The sequence below is a fragment of the Kitasatospora sp. NPDC042419 genome (assembly GCF_056437345.1).
On sequence record NZ_JBWKAW010000040.1, the window covers coordinates 41,695 to 64,752 of the forward strand.

20 protein-coding genes, 1 pseudogene and 1 riboswitch are annotated in these 23,058 nt (G+C 74.5%); of the genes and pseudogenes, 11 read left to right on the plus strand and 10 right to left on the minus strand.

What is annotated here, in order from left to right; translation table 11 throughout:
- Positions 1 to 278: 278 nt before the first annotated feature.
- Together AC067J_RS39890 and AC067J_RS39895 are read right to left on the minus strand one after the other, a co-directional pair.
- Complete coding sequence (locus tag AC067J_RS39890; RefSeq protein ID WP_478307701.1) at positions 279 to 1,028, minus strand: SOS response-associated peptidase; 750 nt, start codon at positions 1,026 to 1,028, stop codon at positions 279 to 281.
- 125 nt (positions 1,029 to 1,153) lie between these two features.
- Positions 1,154 to 1,999: an NAD(P)H-binding protein gene (locus tag AC067J_RS39895; RefSeq protein ID WP_478307702.1), complete on the minus strand. Its 846-nt coding sequence runs from the start codon at positions 1,997 to 1,999 to the stop codon at positions 1,154 to 1,156.
- A 107-nt stretch (positions 2,000 to 2,106) separates the two neighbouring features.
- Here AC067J_RS39895 and AC067J_RS39900 point away from each other — a divergent pair, with 107 nt between their 5' ends.
- The 6 genes from AC067J_RS39900 (at position 2,107) to AC067J_RS39925 (ending at position 7,355) form a co-directional block, all read left to right on the plus strand.
- Positions 2,107 to 2,631 (plus strand): MarR family winged helix-turn-helix transcriptional regulator, encoded by a 525-nt coding sequence (locus AC067J_RS39900; protein WP_478307703.1) that lies wholly within the window; start codon positions 2,107 to 2,109, stop codon positions 2,629 to 2,631.
- 622 nt (positions 2,632 to 3,253) lie between these two features.
- A complete protein-coding gene (locus AC067J_RS39905; protein WP_478307704.1) occupies positions 3,254 to 4,045 on the plus strand; it encodes a DUF2785 domain-containing protein in 792 nt (263 codons plus the stop codon).
- Positions 4,046 to 4,214: 169 nt separating this feature from the next.
- On the plus strand, positions 4,215 to 4,703 hold the full coding sequence (locus tag AC067J_RS39910; RefSeq protein WP_478307705.1) for a hypothetical protein: 489 nt from the start codon (positions 4,215 to 4,217) through the stop codon (positions 4,701 to 4,703).
- Between the two features lie 94 nt (positions 4,704 to 4,797).
- Positions 4,798 to 5,283 (plus strand): AbfB domain-containing protein, encoded by a 486-nt coding sequence (locus AC067J_RS39915; protein WP_478307706.1) that lies wholly within the window; start codon positions 4,798 to 4,800, stop codon positions 5,281 to 5,283.
- Between the two features lie 262 nt (positions 5,284 to 5,545).
- Positions 5,546 to 5,665, plus strand: a riboswitch (cobalamin riboswitch).
- A 98-nt stretch (positions 5,666 to 5,763) separates the two neighbouring features.
- On the plus strand, positions 5,764 to 6,846 hold the full coding sequence (locus tag AC067J_RS39920; RefSeq protein WP_478307707.1) for a prenyltransferase/squalene oxidase repeat-containing protein: 1,083 nt from the start codon (positions 5,764 to 5,766) through the stop codon (positions 6,844 to 6,846).
- A gap of 17 nt (positions 6,847 to 6,863) precedes the next feature.
- A complete protein-coding gene (locus AC067J_RS39925; protein WP_478307708.1) occupies positions 6,864 to 7,355 on the plus strand; it encodes a flagellar hook-length control protein FliK in 492 nt (163 codons plus the stop codon).
- 151 nt (positions 7,356 to 7,506) lie between these two features.
- Here the strand turns inward: AC067J_RS39925 and AC067J_RS39930 are convergent, their stop codons facing one another.
- The 3 genes from AC067J_RS39930 to aceA all read right to left on the minus strand — a co-directional run bounded on the left by AC067J_RS39930 (position 7,507) and on the right by aceA (position 11,448).
- Positions 7,507 to 8,373: a 3-hydroxybutyryl-CoA dehydrogenase gene (locus tag AC067J_RS39930; protein ID WP_478307709.1), complete on the minus strand. Its 867-nt coding sequence runs from the start codon at positions 8,371 to 8,373 to the stop codon at positions 7,507 to 7,509.
- A 13-nt stretch (positions 8,374 to 8,386) separates the two neighbouring features.
- Positions 8,387 to 10,012 (minus strand): malate synthase A, encoded by a 1,626-nt coding sequence (gene aceB, locus AC067J_RS39935; protein ID WP_478307720.1) that lies wholly within the window; start codon positions 10,010 to 10,012, stop codon positions 8,387 to 8,389.
- A gap of 143 nt (positions 10,013 to 10,155) precedes the next feature.
- Entirely contained in the window at positions 10,156 to 11,448 is a 1,293-nt protein-coding gene (gene aceA / locus AC067J_RS39940; RefSeq protein WP_478307710.1) for an isocitrate lyase, read from the minus strand.
- Positions 11,449 to 11,837: 389 nt separating this feature from the next.
- Here aceA and AC067J_RS39945 point away from each other — a divergent pair, with 389 nt between their 5' ends.
- Positions 11,838 to 13,274, plus strand: a complete 1,437-nt coding sequence (locus AC067J_RS39945) for a short-chain fatty acyl-CoA regulator family protein (RefSeq protein ID WP_478307711.1) — start codon at positions 11,838 to 11,840, stop codon at positions 13,272 to 13,274.
- An 84-nt stretch (positions 13,275 to 13,358) separates the two neighbouring features.
- Here AC067J_RS39945 and nicT read toward each other — a convergent pair whose 3' ends face one another.
- Positions 13,359 to 14,468, minus strand: coding sequence for a Nickel transporter NicT (gene nicT, locus AC067J_RS39950; RefSeq protein ID WP_478307712.1), 1,110 nt, complete (start codon positions 14,466 to 14,468; stop codon positions 13,359 to 13,361).
- Between the two features lie 356 nt (positions 14,469 to 14,824).
- Between nicT and AC067J_RS39955 the strand changes: the two genes are divergently transcribed.
- Positions 14,825 to 15,181, plus strand: coding sequence for an ArsR/SmtB family transcription factor (locus AC067J_RS39955; RefSeq protein ID WP_478307713.1), 357 nt, complete (start codon positions 14,825 to 14,827; stop codon positions 15,179 to 15,181).
- Between the two features lie 219 nt (positions 15,182 to 15,400).
- Here the strand turns inward: AC067J_RS39955 and AC067J_RS39960 are convergent, their stop codons facing one another.
- From AC067J_RS39960 to AC067J_RS39970, 3 genes are all read right to left on the minus strand, one after another.
- Positions 15,401 to 16,141, minus strand: a complete 741-nt coding sequence (locus AC067J_RS39960) for a hypothetical protein (RefSeq protein WP_478307714.1) — start codon at positions 16,139 to 16,141, stop codon at positions 15,401 to 15,403.
- A gap of 252 nt (positions 16,142 to 16,393) precedes the next feature.
- Positions 16,394 to 18,457 carry a galactose-binding domain-containing protein gene (locus AC067J_RS39965; RefSeq protein WP_478307715.1) on the minus strand — a complete coding sequence of 688 codons (2,064 nt, stop codon included), beginning with the start codon at positions 18,455 to 18,457 and terminating at the stop codon, positions 16,394 to 16,396.
- 618 nt (positions 18,458 to 19,075) lie between these two features.
- The gene (locus tag AC067J_RS39970) at positions 19,076 to 19,300 is read right to left on the minus strand and encodes a hypothetical protein (RefSeq protein WP_478307716.1); all 225 of its coding nucleotides are present in this window, start codon (positions 19,298 to 19,300) and stop codon (positions 19,076 to 19,078) included.
- Between the two features lie 199 nt (positions 19,301 to 19,499).
- On the opposite strand from AC067J_RS39970, the gene AC067J_RS39975 reads away from it, so the two are divergent.
- From AC067J_RS39975 to AC067J_RS39985, 3 genes are all read left to right on the plus strand, one after another.
- On the plus strand, positions 19,500 to 20,735 hold the full coding sequence (locus AC067J_RS39975) for a GNAT family N-acetyltransferase (RefSeq protein ID WP_478307717.1): 1,236 nt from the start codon (positions 19,500 to 19,502) through the stop codon (positions 20,733 to 20,735).
- 161 nt (positions 20,736 to 20,896) lie between these two features.
- Positions 20,897 to 22,138 carry an MFS transporter gene (locus AC067J_RS39980; protein WP_478307718.1) on the plus strand — a complete coding sequence of 414 codons (1,242 nt, stop codon included), beginning with the start codon at positions 20,897 to 20,899 and terminating at the stop codon, positions 22,136 to 22,138.
- 107 nt (positions 22,139 to 22,245) lie between these two features.
- Entirely contained in the window at positions 22,246 to 22,707 is a 462-nt protein-coding gene (locus tag AC067J_RS39985; RefSeq protein WP_478307719.1) for a hypothetical protein, read from the plus strand.
- A 21-nt stretch (positions 22,708 to 22,728) separates the two neighbouring features.
- On the opposite strand, the pseudogene AC067J_RS39990 reads toward AC067J_RS39985, so the two are convergent.
- Positions 22,729 to 22,929: pseudogene (locus tag AC067J_RS39990) on the minus strand (IS630 family transposase); the annotation flags it as partial.
- Positions 22,930 to 23,058 lie beyond the last annotated feature (129 nt).

The window sequence follows — 23,058 nt, forward strand, 5'->3', positions numbered from 1 at the left end:
TCGCCCACGTCAATACGCCTACTGAACGAGGCCGACACCGACCGCTGCGCCCGCGCCCGTCCCGGCGCCTCCACCGCCCCCGGCCACCGGGCGGCGCACGGGCCGCCCGGCCGGCGGTGTGGCCTTGCCTTCGGCGTCGTACCGGGCCTGTCTCACCGGCTGCCGCCGCCTCGTCCGCCGCTGTGCGCGCGAACGCCGAATCTCCGGCCTGCTGCGCCCGCGCCGCCGTCGTCACGTGCCGCGGACGACCGACCGGGGTCGCCGCGGACAACCCCTAGCTAGCCCGCGAGGCCCAGTGGGTCCGGTACCTCGTCCAGCAGTTGCGGGCCGTCGGCGCGGACGTTGTTCACCGCGGTGGAGACGGCGCGGACCGTGAGGTCGCCGCCGGCCGGGGTGTGCAGCAGGTGGTGCAGGGCGTCGGGGTCCGTGGTCGCGGGGTCGAGCCAGGTCGCGAGGTCGGCCGCGGCGATGGTCAGCGGCATCCGGTCGTGGACGCGGCCGGCGCTGTCGGTGGCGTCCCTGGTGACGATGGTCGTGGTGGTCAGCCACGCGGCCGGGTCGTCCTCGGGTACGGCCGGGTCGCGCCAGAACTCGTACAGGCCGGCCATCAGCAGCGGCTCCGGCTCCCCGGTGGTGAGGAAGTACGGCTGCTTGTACGCCTTGCGGCCGTCGGCGGCCGGGACGGGCCGCCACTCGAAGTAGCCGTCCGCCGGGATCACGCAGCGCCGTTTCGCGAACGCCTTCCGGAAGGCCGGCTTCTCGTGCACGGTCTCCGACCGCGCGTTGATCATCCGCGCCCCGCCGGACGCGTCCTTCGACCAGGACGGCACCAGCCCCCACCGCAGTGGCCGGACCTGTCGCACCAGCTCCCCGGTCTCCCGGTCGAGCCGTTCCAGCACGGCCGTCACCGGGTCGGTCGGCGCCACGTTCCAGTTCGGCGCCAGTGCCTCGGCGGGGTCCCAGCGCATCTCCCCGAGCAGGGCGACCAGGTCGACGGGCGTGGTGGTGGAGACGAAGCGACCGCACATACGACACACGATGCCACGGCCCGCGGCGCGGCACTGCGTTTGTCGGGGATCCGGGTTCGTGGTGGGCCGGGCCGGGCCGGGCCGGGCCGCGTGCCCGCAGGCCCGGGTGCCCGCCCGCCGCCGGATCAGGTCCGGGCGAAGGCGGCGGTGTTCTCCCGGGCCCACTGCGCGAAGGTGCGGGCGGGGCGGCCGAGGAGGGTCTCGGTGGTGTCGGCGACGACCGCCGGACCGTGCCGGTCGGCGGCCTCCCAGAGGTCGAGCAGCGAGGCGACCATCGGGGCGGGCATGTGGGCGCCCATCTCCGCCTCGGCCTCGGCACGGGTGATCCGCTCGACCGGGACCGGCCGGCCGAGGGCGTCGGCGAGGACGGCGAGCTGCTCGCGGAAGGTGAGCGACACGGGTCCGGTGAGGGTGACCGGGCGGCCGGTGAGGGTGGTGCCGGTGAGCGCCTCGGCGGCGATGTCGGCGATGTCCTCGGGGTGGATGGGCGCGATGTGGGCGTCCGGGTAGGCGAGCCGGACCGGCATCGACCGGCCGATGGGCCACGCCCAGCCGAGCGCGTTGCTGGCGAAGGCGTCGGGGCGCAGGAACGTGCAGGTGAGGTCGGAGTCGGCGAGGGCCCGCTCGACCTGGAGGCTGTGGCTCGCCAGCGGGTCGTGCTCGGCGTCGGGTCCGAGGACCGAGGAGGAGGAGAGCAGGACGACGTGCTCGACGCCCGCGGCCTCGGCGGCCTTGACCAGGTCGTGGATGCCGGCGGGCTGGGGGTAGAGGAAGACCTGGCGGACGCCGCGGAGTGCGGCGTCGAAGGTCTCGGGCCGGTCGAGGGCCACTTCGGCGACCTCGGTGCCGATCGGGACGGTGAGGCGGGCGGGGTCGGCGCTGGCGGCCCGGACGGTGAGCCCGGTGGAGTGCAGGCGGTCGACGACTGCGCGGCCGACCTTGCCGCGGGCGCCGGTGACGAGGATGGTCATGGGAACTGCTCCGTTCGTTGCGTGAAGACATATGCATGTTGCCATGCACATATTTGCGAGTCAACACATCTCTTCGGTCAGTCATCCATATCTGTACGATGGCGGGCATGACGAAGCACGAGCCGAAGACGGCTGACGAGCTGCTGGACGCGGTGGGCCCGGCCTTCGGGAAGCTGCGGCGCTCCTCGCTCCTGGAGGTCGAGAACCCGATCTCCCAGAAGGACCTGAGCCGCACCCTGGTGCTCAGGATCGTCCTGGACGCCGAACAGGAGGCCGCCGGGCCCGCGTCGGAGCCGCGGTCCGACGCGGGCGAGGTCACCGTCGGCGCGATCGCCCGGCACCTTGCCGTGGACCCGTCGGTGGCCAGCCGGATGGTCTCCGACTGTATCTCGGCCGGCTACCTGGTCCGCGCGGCCTCCCAGCAGGACGGCCGGCGGACCGTCCTCCACCTCAGCCCCGAGGGCCGCGAACTGATGGCCCGCTTCGGCCGCCACCAGCGCTCGGCCTTCGAGTACATCACCGCCGACTGGAGCGAGCGGGAGCGCCTGGAGTTCGCCCGGCTGATGCTCAAGTACGTCGACTCCCAGGACGCCCTCCGCCGCCGGCCCCCGGGCGACGAAACCGTCGGCTGAGCCCGTCCCGTCGGCTCCCCGCCCTCGCCCGTCCCGCCGCCCGTGCCCGCCACGGCGGCGACGCCGACCGGGCCGCGCCCGGCGGACACCCGGAGCGGCACCGTCGACCGGACCGCCCTGCCCCGTACGCCCGTCACCACCATCGACCCGCTCTCCGTCGACATCGCCATGCTGCCCGGCGCTCCCGGCGACCGCATCGACGCCCGGGCCGTGGGCCCGTTCCGGCTCACCCCCGCCGAGCGCGGCGCCCGGGAGGAGACCCTGCGGAAGCAGGCCGACTGCCTGCGGTCGGTGCTCGGCATCGAGGCGACCGTCGCCGACGACCCCGCCGGGCGGCCACAGCTGCGGGTCGCCGACGACCGCGCCCCCGGCGTGCGCTGCACGTCCCCGGTGGTGCTGGAGGCGCCGACCCGCACCGAGAGCGCCGCGCTCGCCGACCTCACCGCCCTCGTCAACGCCTGCCTCGAACGTCAGCGGATCGCGCCCCCCTGTCCCCGGGGCCGGCCCGGACGCCGGACCGCGACCCGCAGCAGGAGCAGGTGGTCTCGGCCTGCCTCACCGGCCCGCCCGCGCGGCGGAAATTCCCGGCGCGGTACGGCGGTACGGCGCTATCCTGCCCGCCGTGATCGACTGGAACAGCATCGAGGCCGCCGACTGCGCCGTGCCCACCGACCGCCCGCTCGGCGAACTGGTGCGGGGACTCTCCGGCGCCCTGGCGGACCCCGACCCGCTGGTCCGGGACGGAGCCGCCTACACCGTCCTCGACACCTGGATAGCCCGCGGCGTGATCGACGCCCCCGGCCGCCTCGCGCTCGGGGACGAGATGGCCGCCCGCTTCCTCGACCCGCAGGTCCAGGCCCGCACCTTCGCGCCCCTCGTACTCGACATGCTCGTGGCCAACGGGGACTTCCGCGCGGACTGGGTGGCCGCGTTCGAGCGCTGGTACCCGCGGGAGACCGACCTGCGCGGCCACGACGAGAAGCTCGGCTGGCTCCACGCCGTCGCCCACGGCGCCGACCTGCTCGGCCGCTTCGGGTGCCACGCGGAGGTCCCGCCGGTCCGGATGCTGGACCTCGCCGCCGCGCGGCTGACGGCACCCACCGCCCACGTCTTCGACCAGCTGGAGGACGACCGCCTGGCGCGGGCGGTCGCGCGGGTCCTCACCCGGAACGACCTGGGCGAGCGCGACGCGACCGCCTGGCTGGATCCGCTCGCCGACCGCTTCGGCGCCGACCGCATCCGCGTGCCGGTGCCCGCCCACCTCACCAACTGCCTGCGCACGCTGCGCCTGCTCTACGTCCTCGCGGACCGGGGCGTGCGGCCGGACGCCGATTCGGCGCCGCAGCCGCTGCACCACCGCGACGCGGTCAAGGCCCGCCTCGCCGACGTCCTGGACCGGATCGTCAAGCGCTGACGCCACGCCGGGGCGCCGCAGGCCGTCCCGCCACCACCGCGGCCCCGCGGGACGGGCACCTCGCCCGGCATGCGGGGCCGCTCCACGGCTGGGATCCTGGGGAGGAGCCTCCGCCCCGGCGGGCGCCTGCCCCCGGGGCCGGGTGGAGCGAGGCGGACGGAGGTCCCCGATGGCGAAACTCGTCGAGGTGGTCCTGGAGGAGCTCTACGCCGAGTCCGGCGGGTTCGGATCCGACGACTACGTGGACGTGTCGGGCGTGCTCCGGGGAGTCACCTACAACAAGGTCCTGCTGTCCGGTGGAGCCGTCACGGCCGTCGAGATGGCGCGGAACGACGTCTTCACCTTCCCGGAGGGCCCGCTCCGGCTCTACGAGGGCGAGTCCGCGCCCGTCGACGCGGGCATGCGGATCGCCCTGTCGATCGGCGAGAACCTCGACCCCACGGAGCCGAAGTACTTCGGCTACTTCCTCGACTTCGGCGGGGAGCTGTTCGCGGAGGACATCGCGCCGCTGTCCCTGGGGGAGTCCTTCGGGACGGTCTCCAGTGCCGACGTCACCCAGCCCGACGTGGCCCTGCACCGGGACGTGACCTTCGCGAACGAGTCCGCCGGCATCGCGGTGCAGGCCCGCTTCCGGCTGAGGGTGGTCCACTTCTTCTGACGCCCGGCGGTCGCTCGCGGTGGGCCCGGGGCACCCCGCACCACCGCGCACAGCGCGGGGAGCCGACACCGGTTGGTTGATCGGAGGGTCCGAAATGGCCGAGACGGTGGTGCTTCAGTCCTTCAACCGTCAGGACAGGTTCATCGAGTCCCACAACTCCGAAGGAGAACTGAGTCCGTTCGATCCGGCCAGGAAGTCCCGCTTCGTCTTCGGCCTGGAGCGCGGTAGCGCGATCGACGGTGCCGACACCGTACCGACGATCCGTTTCCACTCCGTCCGTCCGGAGGAGGGCGGCCACGTCCTGCGGCATCGGAACTTCCGGCTCAACCTTGAGGCTTGGGACGGTGCTTCGGCCCCCGACCTCTTCTCGGACGATTCGACCTTCCTCGTCCGTGCCGGAAAGGCCGGGAACCTGGACGCCGGCTGGATCTCCTTCCAGTCGTTCAACTTCCGCGACCGGTGGATCCGGCATCGCGACTATCACCTCTACGTCGAATCCCTCGGCGTCAATCCGGCCTCGGCGAAGGAGGACGCCACCTTCAGGATGCTGCCGATGAGCTGGTTCTTCATGGAGCCGTAGCCGCCCCGGCCGCGGTGGGGGCCGCGAGCGGCGGCAGCAGGCCGGTGGGGGACGGCAGCGGTCGGACCACGTCGCGCTGTCCGGCGCCGAGGTGGATCGCGGCCACGCCGGCCGTGCCGAGCCCGTCCGCGGGGAGCCGTCCGCGAGGAGCCGTCCGTCGGCCCGTTCGGTGGTCGAGGATGCGCGGCGGCCGGTGACGGTTCGCCAGGTCACCCCGGGTCCAGGCCTTGACCCCTCTCCGGGCGGACGCCATGATGAGCCGTCATTGTTCGACTCCGCCGTCGGGGGAAGTCCGGTTCGAATCCGGCGCTGACCCGCAACGGTAGGCCTCCGACGGCTGTCGGCGGCGAGCCCGAGTACCCGTCGGCGGAGGTGTGTTCCCTCCTCCCGTCGTGGTCTGCGGGCCGGAGCTCCGAGGCTGTCCGGTGCCGTGCCGGCGGCCGGTGGGGATCCGTGTGCCCGGGCCCGGAAAGGCCTCTGATGCCCGTGCTCCGCCGCCGCTCCCTCGGCCTGCTCGCGATACCCGCCCTCGTCCTGACCGCCGTGCTCCCGGCGTCCGCCGCCTCCGCCGCCCCGGCCGCTCCCGCCTCCGGGGACGCCGCCGCGACCTTCCGCCCGGACGCCGCCGCGGCCGGCTGGCTGGCCCGCCAGCTGGTCGACGGGGACCACTTCGAGTCGGTCTTCGACGGCACCGCCTACCCCGACCAGGGCCTGACCATCGACGCCGTCCTCGCCTTCGCCGCCGCCCGCAGCTCCGACCAGGCGGCCGCGAAGGCCACCGCTTGGCTCGCGAAGCCGGAGATCCTCGCCGGCTACCTGGGCGACGGCACCACCGAGGCCTACGCCGGCGCCACCGCCAAGCTGCTGCTGGCCGCCGAGGTGCGCGGCACCGACCCGGCGGCGTTCGGCGGCGTCGACCTGCCGGCCCGGCTGCGCTCCCTCCAGGCCCCGTCCGGCCGGTTCTCGGACCGCTCCCAGTGGGGCGACTACAGCAACGCCTTCGGCCAGTCGCTCGCGCTGATCGCGCTCCAGCGCACCCCCGGCGGGGCGCCCGCCGCCGCCGTCGACTTCCTGGCCGCCGCCCAGTGCACCGACGGCGGCTTCCCGGTCGCCTTCGGCCAGGCGGCCTGCACCGGCGACACCGACGCCACCGCGCTCGCCGTCCAGGCCCTGGCGGCGACCGGCCGCCACGCGAAGGCCAAGGCGGGCCTGGACTGGCTGACGGCCCACCAGAACACGGACGGCGGTTTCGCCGCGGCCGGCGCGGCCGCCTCCAACGCCAACAGCACCGGTCTGGCGACCTCGGCGCTGCTCTCCAACGGCCGGATCGTGTCCGGGCTCAAGGGCTGGAGCAGCCTGGTCAAGTTCCAGCAGGGCTGCTCGGCGGCCCCGGCCGTCCGCGGCGCCGTCGCCTACGACGCGAGCGGCTTCAACCCCGCGACCGCCACCCGGGCCACCGCCCAGGCCGTGCTGGGGCTCTCCGGCGCGAACCTGGCCGGGCTGTCCGCGCAGGGCGCCCGCCCGGCCGCCCCCGTCCTGGCCTGCCCGGCCGCCGCCCAGTGACCGCGAGGAGCACCGCGATGAACGACACCCGGATGTCCCGCCGCCCGTCCCACCGCCCGTCCCGCCGCGCGTTCGCCGCGGTCGCCGCCGCCGCGGCCCTGACCGCCGGTCTGCTCGGCGTCTCCACCGCCGCCGCCCCGCCGGCCCGGGCCGCCGCGTGCTCCGGCACCTCCGGGGTCACCGTGGTCGTCGACTTCACCGCGCTCGGCGGCGGGATCGAGACCGGCTGCGCCCCCGGCGACCCGGCCAGCGGCCTCGCCGCGCTGACCGGCGCCGGGTTCTCGTACGCCTTCCACCCGCGCTTCCCGGGCTTCGTCTGCAAGATCAACGCACTGCCGGCGACCTGCACCAACCCGACCGGCAGCGCCTACTGGTCGTACTGGCACGCGCCGCACGGCGGCCCCTGGTCGTACAGCAACCTGGGCGCGGGCAGCTACAACCCGGCCCCCGGCGAGGTCGAGGGCTGGTCCTTCGGGGCGGGTGCCCAGCCGGGCATCACCGCGCCCTGACCCGCGGGCCGTCGTGCCGGTGCCCCGGCCCTCCGCGACGGAGGCCGGGGCACCGGTGTACCGGGGTTGGGCACGCCGGGTCGGGCATGCCGGGTCGGGCATGCCGGACCGTGCACGCCGGGGAGGGGACGCCGGGTCGGGACCGGCGGGTTCAGCGGTCCCGGTAGGGGTAGAAGCCGCGTCCGGCCTTGCGGCCGAGCAGTCCGGCCTCGACCATCCGGGCGAGCAGCGGCGGGGGCGCGTACAGCGGTTCCTTGTACTCGGCGTACAGCGACTCGGCGATGGCCTGCACGGTGTCCAGGCCGATGAGGTCGGCGAGCCGGAGCGGGCCCATCGGGTGGGCGCAGCCGTGCACCATGCCGGAGTCGATGTCGGCCGCGGTGGCGTGGCCGGCCTCGGCCATCCGGATCGCCGACAGCAGGTAGGGGACGAGGAGGGCGTTGACGACGAAGCCGGCGCGGTCGCGCGAGCGGACGACCTGCTTGCCGAGGGTGTCCCGGACGAAGCCCTCGACCCGGTTGAGGACCGTGTGGTCGGTGTGCAGCGAGGAGACCAGCTCCACCAGCGGCATCACCGGCGCGGGGTTGAAGAAGTGCAGGCCGAGGACGTGCGAGGCGCGGCCGGTGGCGATGCCGAGCCGGGTGACGGGGATGGCGGAGGTGTTGGTGGCGAGGACGGCCTGTTCGTCGGCGAGCACCTTGTCCAGGGTGGCCAGCACGTCCGTCTTCACCGCCTCGTCCTCCACCACGGCCTCGACGACCAGTTGACGGTCGGCCAGCGCCTCCGGGTCGTCGGCGAACAGCAGGTGGGCCCAGGCGTCCTCGCGCCCGGTGGTGCTCAGCCGGCCGCGGTCCACGGCGTGGTGCAGGGAGCGGTCGATCCGGGCGCGGGCGGCGCGCAGCGCGTCCGGCCCCCGCTCGCAGACGACGGTGTCGAGCCCGGCGCGCGCGAAGACCTCGGCGATGCCGGAGCCCATCTGGCCGGCGCCGACGACGGCGACCCGGCGGATCTCGTTCATGGGGTGGGCCTCTCTAGCGGGCCGACGGCGCGGCCGTGCGGACCAGGTGGCGGGCGTAGGCGTCGGTGGTGAGGAAGGCGGGCAGCTCCGCGCCGAGGGCGGTCTCCTCCAGGATCCGCACCGCGTCGTCGATCAGGACCGGGTCGGCGCCCTCGCCGAGCAGGGCGGCCCGCTCGGCGTCGATGAGCCGCCGGACCATGCCGGGGGTGGCGAGCGAGCCGCCGGTGAGCCGGGAGCAGTGGTGCTGCCACTGCCAGAGCTGGCAGCGGGCGATCTCGGCGGTGGCGACGTCCTCCATCAGACCGAAGACGGCGACGGCGCCGGTGCCGCCGAGCCAGGCGGTGAGGTAGCGCAGCGCGACGGCGACGTTGGAGCGCAGCCCCCGTTCGGTCGGCAGGCCGGTGGAGAGGCGCTGGACGGCGAGCAGGTCGGCGGCGGTGACCTCGACGTCCTCGTGGGTGCGGTCCAGCTGGTGGGGCCGGTCACCGAGGACGGCGTCGAACGCGGTGCGGCAGGTGGCGACCAGGGCGGGGTGGGCGACCCAGGAGCCGTCGAAGCCGTCGTGGGCCTCGCGTTCCTTGTCGATGCGGACCTTGGTGAGGGCGACCTCGTTGGCCCCGGGGTCGCGCTGCGGGACCGCGGCGGCCATCCCGCCGATGGCGTGCGCGCCCCGCCGGTGGCAGGTGCGGACCAGCAGGTCGGTGTAGGCGCGCATGAAGGGCTGCGTCATCGTGAGGTTGGCGCGGTCGGGCAGGACGAACCTCGGGCCGTGCCGGGCGAAGTTCTTGATCAGGCTGAACAGGTAGTCCCAGCGGCCGGCGTTGAGCCCGGCCGCGTGCTCGCGCAGCTCGTAGAGGATCTCGTCCATCTCGAACGCGGCGGTGATCGTCTCGATCAGGACGGTGGCCCGCACGGTGCCGTGCGGGATCCCCAACTCGGCCTGGGCGAAGGTGAAGACGTCGTTCCAGAGCCGTGCTTCGAGGTGGTTCTCCAGCTTGGGCAGGTAGAAGTAGGGGCCGCTGCCGGCCTCGGTCCGGCGCCTGCCGCAGTGGAAGAGGTAGAGACCGAAGTCGACCAGCGCGGCGGGCAGCGGGCGGCCGTCGATCCGCAGGTGGTGCTCGTCGAGGTGCCAGCCGCGCGGGCGGACCACGACGGTGGCGGGCGTGTCGCCGACCCGGTACCGGCGGCCGTCCGGCGTGGTCTCGTCGATCCGGCGCTCGGTCGCGTCGAGCAGGTTCAGCTGGCCGGAGACGATGTTGTGCCAGGTGGGCGAGGTGGCGTCCTCGAAGTCGGCGAGCCACACCCTGGCACCGGAGTTGAGCGCGTTGACGGTCATCCGGCGCTCGGGCGGGCCGGTGATCTCCACCCGGCGGTCGTGCAGCCCGGGCCCGGCGCCGGCGACCCGCCAGGTGGGGTCCTCGCGCACGGCGCGGGTGTGCGGGAGGAAGTCCAGGGTGCCGCCCGCGGCGAGGGCGGCGGCGCGGCGTCCGCGCTCGGCGAGCAGGTCGGCGCGGCGGTCCGCGAACGCCTCGTCGAGGCGGGCCAGGAAGGCCAGGGCCTCGGGGGTGAGGATCTCGTCGAACCGCGGCTCGTGCGCGCCGAGGATCTCGATCCGATTGCTGAGGTCTCGGCTGGTCAGGTGCCGGCTGGTCAGGGTCATCCGGTTCTCCAGGAAGCAGGCGGGCGGGGCCCGGGGCCTCGTCCCTCGACGAGGCCCCGGGCGGGGTGGGCGGCGGCCGGGGAGCTCCCCTGGCTCCGGTGGTGCCGGCCGCCGGGGGCGGCTCAGTGGAACTGCTCGGCCTCGGTGGAGCCGGTCAGGGCGAGGGTCGCGGCGTCGGGGTTGAGGGCGGTGGAGACCAGGTCGAAGTAGCCGGTGCCGACCTCGCGTTGGTGCTTCACCGCGGTGTAGCCGTCCGGCACGGCGGCGAACTCGGCCTCCTGGAGGTCGACGTAGGCGGTCATGCCGTGCTCGGCGTAGCCGCGGGCGAGCTGGAACATCGAGTGGTTGAGCGCGTGGAAGCCGGCCAGGGTGATGAACTGGAACCGGTAGCCCATCGCGCCCAGCTCGCGCTGGAACTTGGCGATCCGGTCGTCGTCCAGGGCCGCCTTCCAGTTGAAGGACGGCGAGCAGTTGTAGGCGAGCATCTTGTCCGGGTACTCGGCCTTGACGGCCTCGGCGAACTCCCGGGCCTGGGCCAGGTCCGGGGTGCCGGTCTCCACCCAGAGCAGGTCGGCGTACGGGGCGAAGGCCAGACCGCGCGAGATCACCGGGGCCATGCCCGGCTCGACCCGGTAGAAGCCCTCGGCGGTGCGTTCTCCGGTGCAGAACCGGGCGTCGCGCTCGTCGACGTCGGTGGTCAGCAGGTTGGCGGCGAGCGCGTCGGTGCGGGCCACGATCACGGTCGGCACGTCGGCGATGTCGGCTGCCAGGCGGGCGGAGTTGAGGGTGCGGACGTGCTGGGCGGTGGGGACGAGCACCTTGCCGCCGAGGTGGCCGCACTTCTTCTCGGAGGCGAGCTGGTCCTCGTAGTGGATGCCCGCCGCGCCGGCCGCGATCATGCCCTTGGTGAGTTCGAAGGCGTTCAGCGGGCCGCCGAACCCGGCCTCGGCGTCGGCGACGATCGGCACCAGCCAGTCCGGGCCGTCGTTGCCCTCGGCGGCGTCGATCCCGTCGGCCCGCAGCAGCGCGTTGTTGATCCGGCGCACCACCTGCGGCACCGAGTTGGCGGGGTAGAGGCTCTGGTCCGGGTAGGTCTGCCCGGCCTGGTTGGCGTCGGCGGCGACCTGCCAGCCCGACAGGTAGATCGCCTGCAGGCCGGCCTTCACCATCTGCACGGCCTGGCCGCCGGTCAGCGCGCCCAGCGCGTGGACGTAGTCCTGCTCGTGCAGTTGGCGCCAGAGCCGCTCGGCTCCGCGCCGGGCCAGCGTGTGCTCCTCCCGTACCGTCCCGGACAGCCGCACCACGTCCGCCGCCGGGTAGCTGCGCTCGACGCCGGACCACCGCGGGTCGGACGCCCACCGGGCGGCCAGCTCCGCCGCCTGCTGCTCCTGCTGCTGCCGAACCGACTGGGTCATGATCCGCTCCCGGGGGTGCTCGTTGCGAAGGGTGTGAGCGGGCTCACCTGGCGAGGTGAGGTGCGGCCGGGGGCGCCGGGGCGGGCAGCGGAACTGCCGGGACGTGGTCGCCCTCGGCCCCACCGCCGGGCAGAAACCACCTGGTGGGGGCGCTGTTGTGACGCGCCGTCCGGCCGCAGGACCGACTCTGGCAGGCCCGGCGGGTGTCCGTCACCGGTGGACGGCTGCCAACTTCTGCGAATCACCCGGCGCCGATCGGCGAAGGTTGCGAAGGGTGCGGCCGGATCTCCCGGGCTATGCTGCGGGGCACCCGGCGGCGACCTCGCGGGGCACCCGGGGGCGCACCGCGCGCGACACCCGGCGGGACGGCGGCGACGGGAGACGGCTCGATGGCAAGGACCTTCGCCGGCGCGCGGCTGCGCCGCCTGCGGGAGGAGCGCGGCCTCAGCCAGGCCGCACTGGCCCGGCTGCTCGACCTCTCGCCCAGCTACCTCAACCAGCTGGAGCACGACGCCCGCCCGCTCACCGTCCCGGTGCTGCTCAGGCTCACCGAGGCCTTCGGCGTCGACGCCGGCTACTTCGCCCCGCCCGACACCGCCCGGCTCACCGCCGAACTGCGCGAGGCCCTCGGCGAGGAGATCGCCGCCGGCCGCCTCACCCCCGGCGACCTCGACGACCTCGCAACCCGGCTGCCCGCCGTCGCCCGGGTCCTGACCGACCTCGGCCGCAGCCGCCGGGACACCGCCGAGCAGCTCGCCGTCCTCGCCGGGGACCGCGGCCGCGCCCTGGACTCCGTGCGCACCCCGCACGAGGAGGTCCGCGAGTTCTTCTACCGCCGCCGCAACTACGTCGACGAACTCGACACCGCCGCCGAGGCGCTGGCCGCGGCCGTCGGACTGCGCCGGGGCGGCGTCAGGTCCGCGCTGGCCGAGCGGCTGGCCGACCGGCACGGCGTCCGCGTGGCCGTCGGGGGAGAGCGCCCGGACGCCGGGGGCGAACGCCTCCACGCGTACGACCCGCGGGCCCGGGTGCTGCGGCTGTCCGACCGGCTGCGCCCGGGCCAGCAGGCCTTCCGGATGGCCACCCAGCTCGGTTACCTGGAGCACGACGCGCTGCTCTCCGAACTCGCCGCCCAGGACAGCCCGGTGGACTCCACCGCGTGGTCGCTGACCCGGATCGGCCTGGCCAACTACTTCGCCGCCGCGCTCGTGCTGCCGTACCCGGCCTTCCACGCCGAGGCCGAGTCCGCCCGCTACGACATCGAGCACCTCGCGGACCACTTCGGGGTCGGCTACGAGACGGTCTGCCACCGGCTCAGCACCCTGCAGCGGCCCCGGCTGCGCGGAGTGCCGTTCTCCTTCGTCCGGGTCGACCGGGCCGGCAACGTCTCCAAGCGGCAGTCCGCCACCGGCTTCCACTTCTCCCGGACCGGCGGCACCTGCCCGCTGTGGAACGTCTACGAGGCCTTCGCCTCGCCCGGCCGCGTCCACGTCCAGGTCGCCGCCATGCCGGACGGGCAGCGCCACCTGTGGACGGCCCGCGCGCTCACCCGCTCGCCCGGCGGCTGGGGGCGTCCCGGCAAGACCTTCGCCATCGGCCTCGGCTGCGAACTGCGCCACGCCCACCGGCTGGTGTACTCGGCGGGGCTGGACCTCGCGGACCAGGCGGCCGCGACCCCGATCGGCCTCGGCTGCAAGGTCTGCGAGCGCCCGGCCTGCGCCCAGCGCTCCGCCCCGCCGATCGGTCGGCCCCTCGTCGTCGACGAGCACGCCAGCACCTTCGTGCCCTACCCCGTCCGCGCCGACGCCCGTCCGGGCGGTTCCTGACGGACCGCCGGGCGGCAGCGCCGCGCCCCCGGGCCACCGTGCGGTGGCGGCCCGGGGGCGCGGCGGCCGTTCGGAGCGCTCGGGTCAGCCGGTCTTCTCGACCCGGGCGGCCCAGCGCTGTTCGACGTTGCTGATGCGCCAGTAGCCGAGCGCGCAGGCCCAGACGACGACGAACAGTCCGACGATGACGTAGCCGACGTTGTCGAGGCTGATCTCGGCGATCCAGGTACTGACCGGGTCGGTGAGGTCGAGCTTCTCGTGCAGGACGCTCACCAGCTCGATGGTGCCGATCAGGAAGGCGACGGCGATGGACAGGCCGGTGATGGTGAGGTTGTAGTAGACCTTGCGCACCGGGTTGGAGAACGCCCAGTGGTAGGCGAAGTTCATGAAGGTGCCGTCGAGGGTGTCGAACAGGCTCATGCCGCAGGCGAAGAGCAGCGGCAGGCAGAGGATGGCGTACCAGGGCAGGCCCGAGGCGGCGCCGGAGCCGGCCATCACCATCAGGGCGACCTCGGTCGCGGTGTCGAAGCCGAGGCCGAAGAGCACACCGAGCGGGTACATCTGGCCCGGGCGGGTGATGGACTTGGTGAGGCGGCCGAGGACGCGGTTCATGAAGCCGCGCTCGTCGAGGTGCTTCTCCAGCTGCCGCTCGTCGAACTGCCCGGCCCGCATGGCCTTGTAGACCTTGTAGATGCCGGCCAGCGCGAACAGGTTGAGGGCGGCGATCAGGTAGAGGAAGGTGCCGGAGACGCTGGTGCCGATCACGCCGAGCGCGCCGTGCACGCTGGACTCCTCGTCGACCAGCGTGCCCGCGAACCGGGCGCCCCCGGCGACCAGGGCGGCCATCGCCATGACGATGCTGGAGTGGCCGAGCGCGAACCAGAAGCCGACGGAGATCGGGCGCTGCCCGTCCGCCATCAGCTTGCGGGTGGTGTTGTCGATGGCGGCGATGTGGTCGGCGTCGAAGGCGTGCCGCATGCCGAGGGTGTAGGCGGTGACGCCGAGTCCGACGCCGAAGACCTGGGTGCCGACGGTGTAGTCGTTGGGCGCGACCAGCAGGAACAGCGTGCCGAAGGCGACGACGTGCATGGCGGCGATGACGCCGAGCAGGATCGCGGTGCGGACGGTGTCCCGCCGCTGCCAGCGGGGCGGCAGGGGGAGTGTCGTTCCGGGGGACTCATTGGTCAGGGACATGGGTGGGCAGCCTCTCCAGCTCCTCGATGGGGGGCACCCCCGGGTGAGGTCGGGGGAGTCGTGCACGCCGTGGCCGGTCTCCTGGCTCTGGGTGGACGGCCCCGTCCGCGTCCGGGCAGGGCCGAGCGTGCCCCTGTCTCGTCTTCCCGGCGCCGCGCGGCACCGGTGACTGCCCGCGTGCGCGGACCCGGCAGGGACACTCCCCGTTCACAGTGGCGAGGGCCGCTCCGGACTGGCCCCGAGGGGGCGTCACCGGTCTTCCCGAACACCACGGCGGGGACCACCGTAGGGGCAGCCCGCTCTTCTCGACAAGGCTGCGCAGTTGCGCATATGTTGCAATAACGCAACGTGGCGGCATGCGTACGACACTGGGGGGCGGGGTGGGACGGGCGATCGACGACGCCGCGGCACGCGCGGCGGCCGCGGCCGTGGCCGACCGGGACGGGCTGCGGCGGGCGGCCGCCCGGTACTCGCTGCTGGCCGAACCGGGGCGGCTCGCCCTCCTGGTGGCCCTGCGCGCGGCCGGACCGATCCCGGTCTCCGACCTCGCCCTCGCCTGCGGCGTGAGCGCGACCGCCGTCTCGCAGAACCTGCGCCTGCTGCGAGCGCACGGGGCCGTCGACTCGGTGAAGGAGGGCCGGGTCGTCCGGTACGTGCTCCGCGACGACGCCCTGGCGCGCCTCCTCGACGGGGTGCCCGGCGCCGGCGGGTGACGGGCGCCGCAGGGCGGGGCGGCGTCGGGTGGGGCGCCGCAGGGCGGGCGGCGCCGGGACGGTTGCTCCCGGGCAGCTGCCCGACGGGCGCTCCACTGCCGGCGCGTCACTCCTGGCGCGTCACGGCGGGCGGCCCGCGGCGGGTGGCCGCGGGACCGTGCGATCGGCCCGCCGCGCCCACCGTCGACCGGCCCGACCGGCCCGACCGGCCCGACCGGTTCAGCCGGTGAGCTGGCCGGGGCGGCCCGGTACCCAGAGCGGAGCGGGGCCGGTGGGCCGCAGGTGCCGGGCCGTGTGCTCGTCGAGGAGGGCGGCGGTCCGGCCCGCGTCGCCGTCGCTGAGCTCCGTCAGCGCGGTCGCGGCGATCCGGGCGCAGGCCAGGGTGAGCGCGAGGGTGTCCTGGCGGCGGTGGTGCTCGCGGACGTACGCCTCGAACCGCTCCGCCATCCGCGTGCCGTGGACGTCCTCGCGGCCCGCCGCGCCGTCCTCCGCGTCGTCCTCCGCGCCGTCCTCCGCGTCGTCCTCCGCGCCGGGCCCGATGCCGACGGCCGCCGCCTGGACGCCGTGCCAGACCAGCGCGAAGGCGTCGGGCTCGGCCGGATGGGAGGCGTCGTCCCGCCGGGCCCGCTCACGGGCCTCGGCCGACTCCAGGCCCAGCCGCTCCAGCGCCGCCGGACCGTCGCCCTGGTGGGCCCGCAGGACCAGCTCCGCGGCCCGCCGCACGACCGACCGCAGGACCGCTTCCGCCGGCACCCGCAGACCGGGGGCCGCCGGGTCGGCGAAGGCCAGCCAGCTGTCCGCGAACGACGCCGCCCGCACCTGCCACAGCCAGGACCGGGTGCCGGCCGCGCCGCCCCTTCGCTCCCGCTGCTCCTCCGCCGCCAGCCGGATCAGCCCCGCGGCGGCGAGCTCCGCCGCACCCGTGTCCGGCCCGAGCCCGAACAGTCGTCCACTCCTCAACGCGCACCCCCGTCAGTGGCCATCACCTGGTGACGGGGCACATCCCACCACATCGGGACGGGAACGAACCTGTCCGGGGCGCCGATGAGACCTACGACACGTGGCCGTCCGACTACACCGTGCACTCCCGCGGCGGGCCGCGCCGCCCGCCCGGCGCACCGCGGCGGGGCCGGCCGCGGCCTCCCGGGCGGCACGGCACGGCCACTCTCCGGCGGCGCGCCGGACGCCGGAGGGTGACCGTGACCGGGGCCGTCAGGTGCTGTAGACGCCCACCTCGTGCAGCGAGTACCCCCAGGAGGTACCGCGCTGCAGGCCGTGGACGCGGACGTAGCGGGCCGGGACACCCGCGAATCGTGCCGTGTCCAGCCCGCCGTCGCCGCCGGCGGTGGACCACACCGGCTGCCAGTCCGCGCCGTCGGCGGACACCTCGATGCGGTAGGCCCGGCCGTACGCGCGCTCCCAGTCCAGGGTGACCCGTCCGACCAGGGCGGTGGCGCCGAGGTCGATTCGCAGCCACTGGTCGTCGCTCCAGTCGCTCGCCCAGCGGGTGGCCGTGCTGCCGTCCACGGCCCGGCCGGGCGCGTAGCTGGTGAACGGGTTCCACTCGGAGGAGCTGGCGGCGGCGGGCACGCCCGCGGCCAGGTTCACCGAGGCCCGGTGCTGCTCGGCCGCACCCCAGGTGGTGAGGTAGGACTCCGCACCCCGGAAGAGGTCGTCCACCACGTCCTGGCCGCCGACCAGCCGGATGTCCTCCAGCCAGTCCGGGACGAGGCCGTAGTGCGCGGCGCCGTCGGTGTTGAGGTCCCAGGTGCGGCTGCCGGTGGTCTGCCGGTCGATCAGGGAGCCGCCGTCCGCGCTGCGGAACGGGTAGCGCACCGGGTTGGCGGTGTCGGCACCGCGCGGGCCGGGCCAGCCGCCGACGCCGTTCATGTCGGTGCCGTAGCCGTATCCGACGCGGTACTTGTCGCGCAGCGCGTCGGTGCGCTTCGCCTCCGCGCTGAACGCCTCGGCGCCGTGCATGTACTGGGCGACGAAGCCGCCGAGCCGGTAGACCCGCTCGGTCCAGTCGAGGTCCATCCAGCTGTGCGAGGAGATGACGCCCGGGTACGACTGCGACTCCAGGATGTCGAAGGCGCGGCCGGCCGCCTTGACGCCCATGTGGTCGATCTCCAGCATCATCTTGCGTTTCATCAGACCGCGCACGGCGTACTCGCCGAGCTCGGTCAGGCCGCGGGTGTTGCACTGGGCGTCCCCGGCGTACGAGGGGACCGCCACCCCCGGGGGCAGCTGCTGCTGGACGGCGGCCGGCGTCGGCGCGAGGCCGATCGGGTTGTCGTGCTGCGGACCGGCGCACCGCTCGGTCTGCCAGAAGGTGCCGGTCGACAGGAACTGGCCGGCGTTGACCGCCGCCCCGAGGCCGCCCTCGTCGAAGCGCACCCCGCACAGCGCGTTGTCGAACTTGTGGCAGAGGAACATGCTGCGCACGCCGAGCCGGTGCAGCTCGTCCAGACCGCGGTCGATGTCGTCGCGGCTGCACTGGGCGACGTCCAGGATCTGCTTGCAGCCGAACGGCTCGGAGGTCTCCACGCCGAGGACGACGGCCAGTTTGCCCTGGCGGACCACCTCGCGGGCCTGCGCGCTGTCGGTGACGATCCGGAACCAGCCCTTGCCCGGCCCGCCGTACATCCGGTCGACGTAGGCCTGGAGGTCGTAGGTCTTCTGCGCCTGGAGCCGGATGGAGGTCATCTCGTCGCAGCTGCGGTCCTTGAAGAAGTAGACCGAGCAGATCACCCCGTTGGTGACGAGGTCGTTGACGAGGACCCGCTGGCCGCCGCGCCACGCGCGTTCGACCCAGGCGTAGTAGTTCTGCTGGTGCGTCAGCGAGTCGTGGGCCGGCCAGTCGGCGAAGGTCGGCCAGCCGTTCGGGTCGTGGCGGCCGTCGCCGCCGTTGGTGAGGAAGTCGAAGATGGCGAGCGATCCGTCGGGGTAGTGCTCGGGACAGTCCTTGAGGGCGTCCGCGACGCCGGCCTCCGAGAAGGACCGGCCGCAGATGAGGCGGCCGCCGAAGGCCTCGTTGGCCATCAGGTGGTCGTGGGCGTCGACGAATCCGCGGACCTTGCCCTGGGCGTCGGTGCCCCGGAAGGGCTCGCCGGTGACGTCGATCCGGGAATCGGGTGTCGGGCGGGAGACGGGGTCCCACCAGCCGGCCCCGCTCGCCGCCCCGGGGGCGGGCGAGGCGAGCATCGCGGCGGCGAGGGCGAGGAGCGCGATCAGCAGGGTGACGATTCTTGGCCGGGCGTGGGGGAGTCGGGTCATGGTCACCACTCAGTTCCGGACGAGCGGACGACGCGGTCGAAGGGCCGTCCGCTCGGAGCGCGAGAACCCCGCCGGATCGACTGTCATGTCCCGCGTACTCGGTGTGACGAGAATCGCCACTGTTGGAATCCGAGTCAATAGCCAGGGACGGATCGCCGTGCGAACGCAGGCGGACAGCCCCCCGCCGGGACCGTGGAGCGGCCGCAGCGCCAGGCCCCGGCCGCCGCCCGTGCGGCGGCGCGCGGCGGCGACCCGGAGGCCGCGCCGCCGCCGGCTCGGGGCGGTGCGGCGCCCGGCCGCAGGCCCGCCCCGGTGGGAGGCGCGCCGGCACCCGGGCGGGCCTGCAGCCGGGGCGGGGCCGGGGAGTTCCCCGACGGCGCCGGTCGCGCCGCCCGGTGCCGGCCGGGGCCACGGCGCGGGCTCCCGGACGACGGCGGCCCGCGGGCTTCCTGACCTGACGGAACATGCCGGAACGCGGTGGAACACGATGAATCGCGGTGGAACGCGGTGGAGTCCGCGGCCCGCTGACGGGTGGGCAGGGCGGGCAGGGAGCCCACCGGCAGGCCTGCCGGCGGGCCTGCCGACCGGCCGCCCTGCCCGCCCGTCAGCCGGGCGCGCTCAGTGGGAGCTCGCCGCCATGCTCTCCCGCACGGTGACGAGGCAGGGGTCGCAGTAGCTGTCCGGCAGGACGGCCTGCCCGTCGGAGCCGCCCGGGACGACCCGCTGACCCGGTTCCAGGAACCGGCCGCAGAGCGACTTCGAGGCGTCCTCCTTCGCCACCACATGCCAGACCAGGGCCGGCGGGTCCACCGCCGGATCGTGCTCGGCCCACATCTCGTACATGGCACCCTCCCGGATCCGTGGGGCTCGGTCCCTCCATGCAAGCCCCCGCGGCCCCGGTCGGCCATCGGAGGGGGTCCGGTGGGATGGCGGCCCGCCCCGCCGTGCGGCGTTCGGGTGACGGCGGCCGCGCCCGCGCCGCGCCGGAGCGGCCCCGGAAACCCGATGGACGCGGCGGGCCGGCCGGTGCCATAGTCCGGTCGTGACCGAGATCCCTGGCTCCTCCGTGTCCGTACCGCTGGCCGACGGCCTCGTCCTTCGGGAGGCGGGGCCCGCAGATCTGGAACAGATCGGCGCGCTCCTCACCGACCGCGGCGAACCGGGCGACGCGCTCGACCACCGCCTGGTGGTCGGCGACCCCGACGCCGGGTACCCGGCCTGCGCGGTGGTCGTCGACGGGGACCGGGTGGTCTCCACCGCGACGCTGCTCGACGAGGAGGTGCGCGTCGGCGGCGTCCGGCTGCCCGCCGGCCAGGTCGAACTGGTCGCCACCGACTCCGCGTACGAGGGCCGGGGCCTGGTGCGCGCACTCATGCGGTGGGCGCACGAGCGCTCCGCCGCCCGGGGCCACGTCGTCCAGGTGATGATCGGGATCCCCTACTTCTACCGGCTGTTCGGCTACGAGTACGCCATCGACATACCGCAGGCGCTCGCCCTGCGCACCCCGCCGCCGGGAACCGGCGCACCGCTGCTCCGCGCCGCCGGACCGGCCGACGTCCCGGCCATGACGGCCCTGCAGGACGCGGCGCAGGCCCGGTTCGACGTGGCCGTCCCGCATCCGCGGGCGCGCTGGCGGTGGCTGCTGGAGCACGAGGCGAGCAGCCTGCGGGTCCTCGAACGCGCCGGGTCCGTCGTCGCCGTCGGGCGGGTCACTCCCCCCGGCGAGCGGGTGCTCCTGGCCGAGGCCGCCGCCGCGGACGACGCGGCGGCGCGGGAACTGCTCCGGGGCGTCGCCGCCGAGGTGCCCGGCGGCGGGCTGCGGGTCGTCCACCGGCCCGGCACCGTGACCGCGGACGCCTGGCAGGAGTTCCTCGACCACGAGCCGCGCAGGACGGCGGAGCAGTACTACGTCCGGATCCCGGACGTCGCGGCACTGCTCGACCGGCTGCGCCCGCTGCTCCGGGAGCGCCTCGCCGCGTCCGGGGTCGAGCGCGTCGGCAAGGACATCGTGCTCTCCACCTTCGGTGCCCACTACCGGATCCCGGTCCTCGCGGACGGCCTCGGCGAGGTCGTCACCGGTGGGCCGATGCAGGGTCCCGGTGTGGTGGGCGGCGCGGGGGTGGCGCCCGACCAGCTGCCGGCCCTGCTGTTCGGGCCGCACGGCATCGACGGACTGGCCCGGATCCGCCCGGACGTCTACGGGACGGACGAGGAGCTGTTCCCGGTGCTCTTCCCGCCGCTCACGGCCGACTTCCTGAGCTACTACCTGCCGTACTGAGGCCCGGGCCCGGGCGGGGTGCCGCCCGCGGGCGTGAGGACCGGAGCGGGGCGCCGCCCCCCGGGTGTAAGGACCGGATCGGCTGTACGACTATTGCACTTGCGAGTAACGTGCAACAAGCTGGCCCGGTCCTTACCGATGCCTGCGAGCGGAGCACCGCCATGCCCCAGCTGTTACCGGACGCGGGACCTCGACGCGTCATCGCCGCCTCGAACTTCGTCTACACCGTCGGCAGCGGCCTCTTCCTGACCGCCGGAGTGCTGTACTTCACCCAGGCCGTGCACCTGCCGGCGGGACAGGTCGGGCTCGGGCTCGGCATCGCCGGCTTCGTCTCGCTGGCCATGGGCATCGGGGTCGGCCACCTCGCGGACCGGTGCGGGGCGCGCGGCGTCTACGCGACGACCCTGGTCGTCCAGGCACTGGCGACGGCCGCCTTCGTCCTGGCCGACGGCTTCTGGCCGTTCGTGCTCGCCGTGTGCACGGCCACCGGGGCCAAAGCGGCCGGACTGGCCGCACGCAGCCCGCTCATCCGGCACCACGGCGGGGACCGGCCGCAGGAGTTCCGCGCCTACCTCCGCGCCGTGACCAACGTCGGCATCTCGCTCGGCGCCCTGCTGGCCGGCTGGACGGTGCAGGTGGGCACGGTGACCGCCTACCAGCTGCTCGTCCTCGGCAACGCGGTCGCCTTCGCGGCCTCGGCGGCGATCCTGCTGTTCCTGCCGCCGGTCACGCCGGCCCCCGCCCTCCGGGGCCCGCGCTGGATCGCCCTGCGCGACCGGCCCTACCTGCTGCTCACCGTGCTCGACGGCATCATGGCCGTCCAGTTCAAGGTGCTCACGGTGGCAATCCCGCTGTGGCTGGTCGCGGACACCTCCGCCCCGCACTGGATGGTGTCGGGCACCATGCTCGGCAACACCGTCCTCGTCGTGGTGCTCCAGGTGCGGGCGAGCCGCAGCATCGACAACCCTGAGGCCGGCGCACGCGCCTACCGCCGGGCCGGGGCGGCGTTCCTGGTCTCCTGCTCGCTGGTCTCGCTCTCCGCGGGCGTGCCGGTCGCGGCCGCGGTGGCGCTGCTCCTGACGGCGGTGGCGGTGCACACGGTCGGCGAACTGTGGCACTCCGCCGGAGGGTTCGAGGTCTCCTTCGCCCTCGCCCCGCAGCACGCCACCGGCCAGTACCTGGGCGTGTTCGGCCTGGGCGCCGGCCTGGCGGAGGCCCTCGGGCCGGGACTGCTCATCGCACTCTGCATCACCTGGGGCCGCCCCGGCTGGTACGTGGTGGGAGCGCTGTTCGCACTGGCCGGTATGGCGGCTCCGGCGGCCGTCCGCCGGGCCCGGCGCGAGCAGCGGGCGACGGACCCGGCGGACGACCGGGCGCCGCGGCCCGAGGCGGCGGGCGTCTGACACCCGGCCCGCCGCGGGGAGCGGCCGCCCCGCCCGGTCGTCCCCGTGGCAGCGGTCCCCGGGACGGCGGCCGATGGGGCGTGCCGGGTGCGGTGACGGTGCCGTCCGTGAGCTGGTTCCCCCAGCTCCGGCACACCGGCGGGCCCGCCGCCGCCCGGCGCCGAACGTGGGTGCTGATGCCGCAGATACGCCTCGGTGGCGACGGTTCGTGGCTGGAGCTGGTTCACACCGGCGAGGACAGCTGGCGGGTTGGTGCCGACTGGGGCTCATCACTGTCAGCCGACTTCACCGCCTACCTCACCAGGGAGGAGGTTGCGGACTTCGCCGCACGGACGCTCTCCCATTTGCGCGCCCCGTCGGGCTCTCGATTCTCGGCGGCGGTGACTCCCGGCCGGAACAACCCGCTGAGGCTGAGCGCCGAACCCGTCGAGGACGGGTTCGCCTTCTTCGTGTATCCGACTCCCAACGGTGACGACGACGTGTGTCACCTGCAGATGGAGATCGTTCCCATCGACACCGCCGAACTCCTTGACATGTTCGATGCGTTGCTCGAATCATCGGTGCTCTGACCGCACGGACTTCCCGCTGTGTCATGCCGCGGTTCGGAGCGGCCGGCCTCCCCAGCGAATACCCTTCTCGCTTCGGAGCCGGGCGCGCTCACGGCGCTGGGTGGCCAGGACTTCGGGGTGGCGGGCGTTGGCGTTGCGCCACCGCAGGTAGGCGTGCGGTGCGCGGGTCTGGACCGGGTGGTTCGGGTGGTTGGAGTTCGCGAGGGTGAACTGCCGCAGCGGCCGTCCGCGCACCCGCCCTGACCGCCTGGGCGGCGACAAGACACCCCATGCAGCTATCGGGTCAAGCAGCTGCGGTGAGTGGGGCTGGCGTCGGCGGGGCGAACGCGATGTCCTCATCGAATTTCTGGC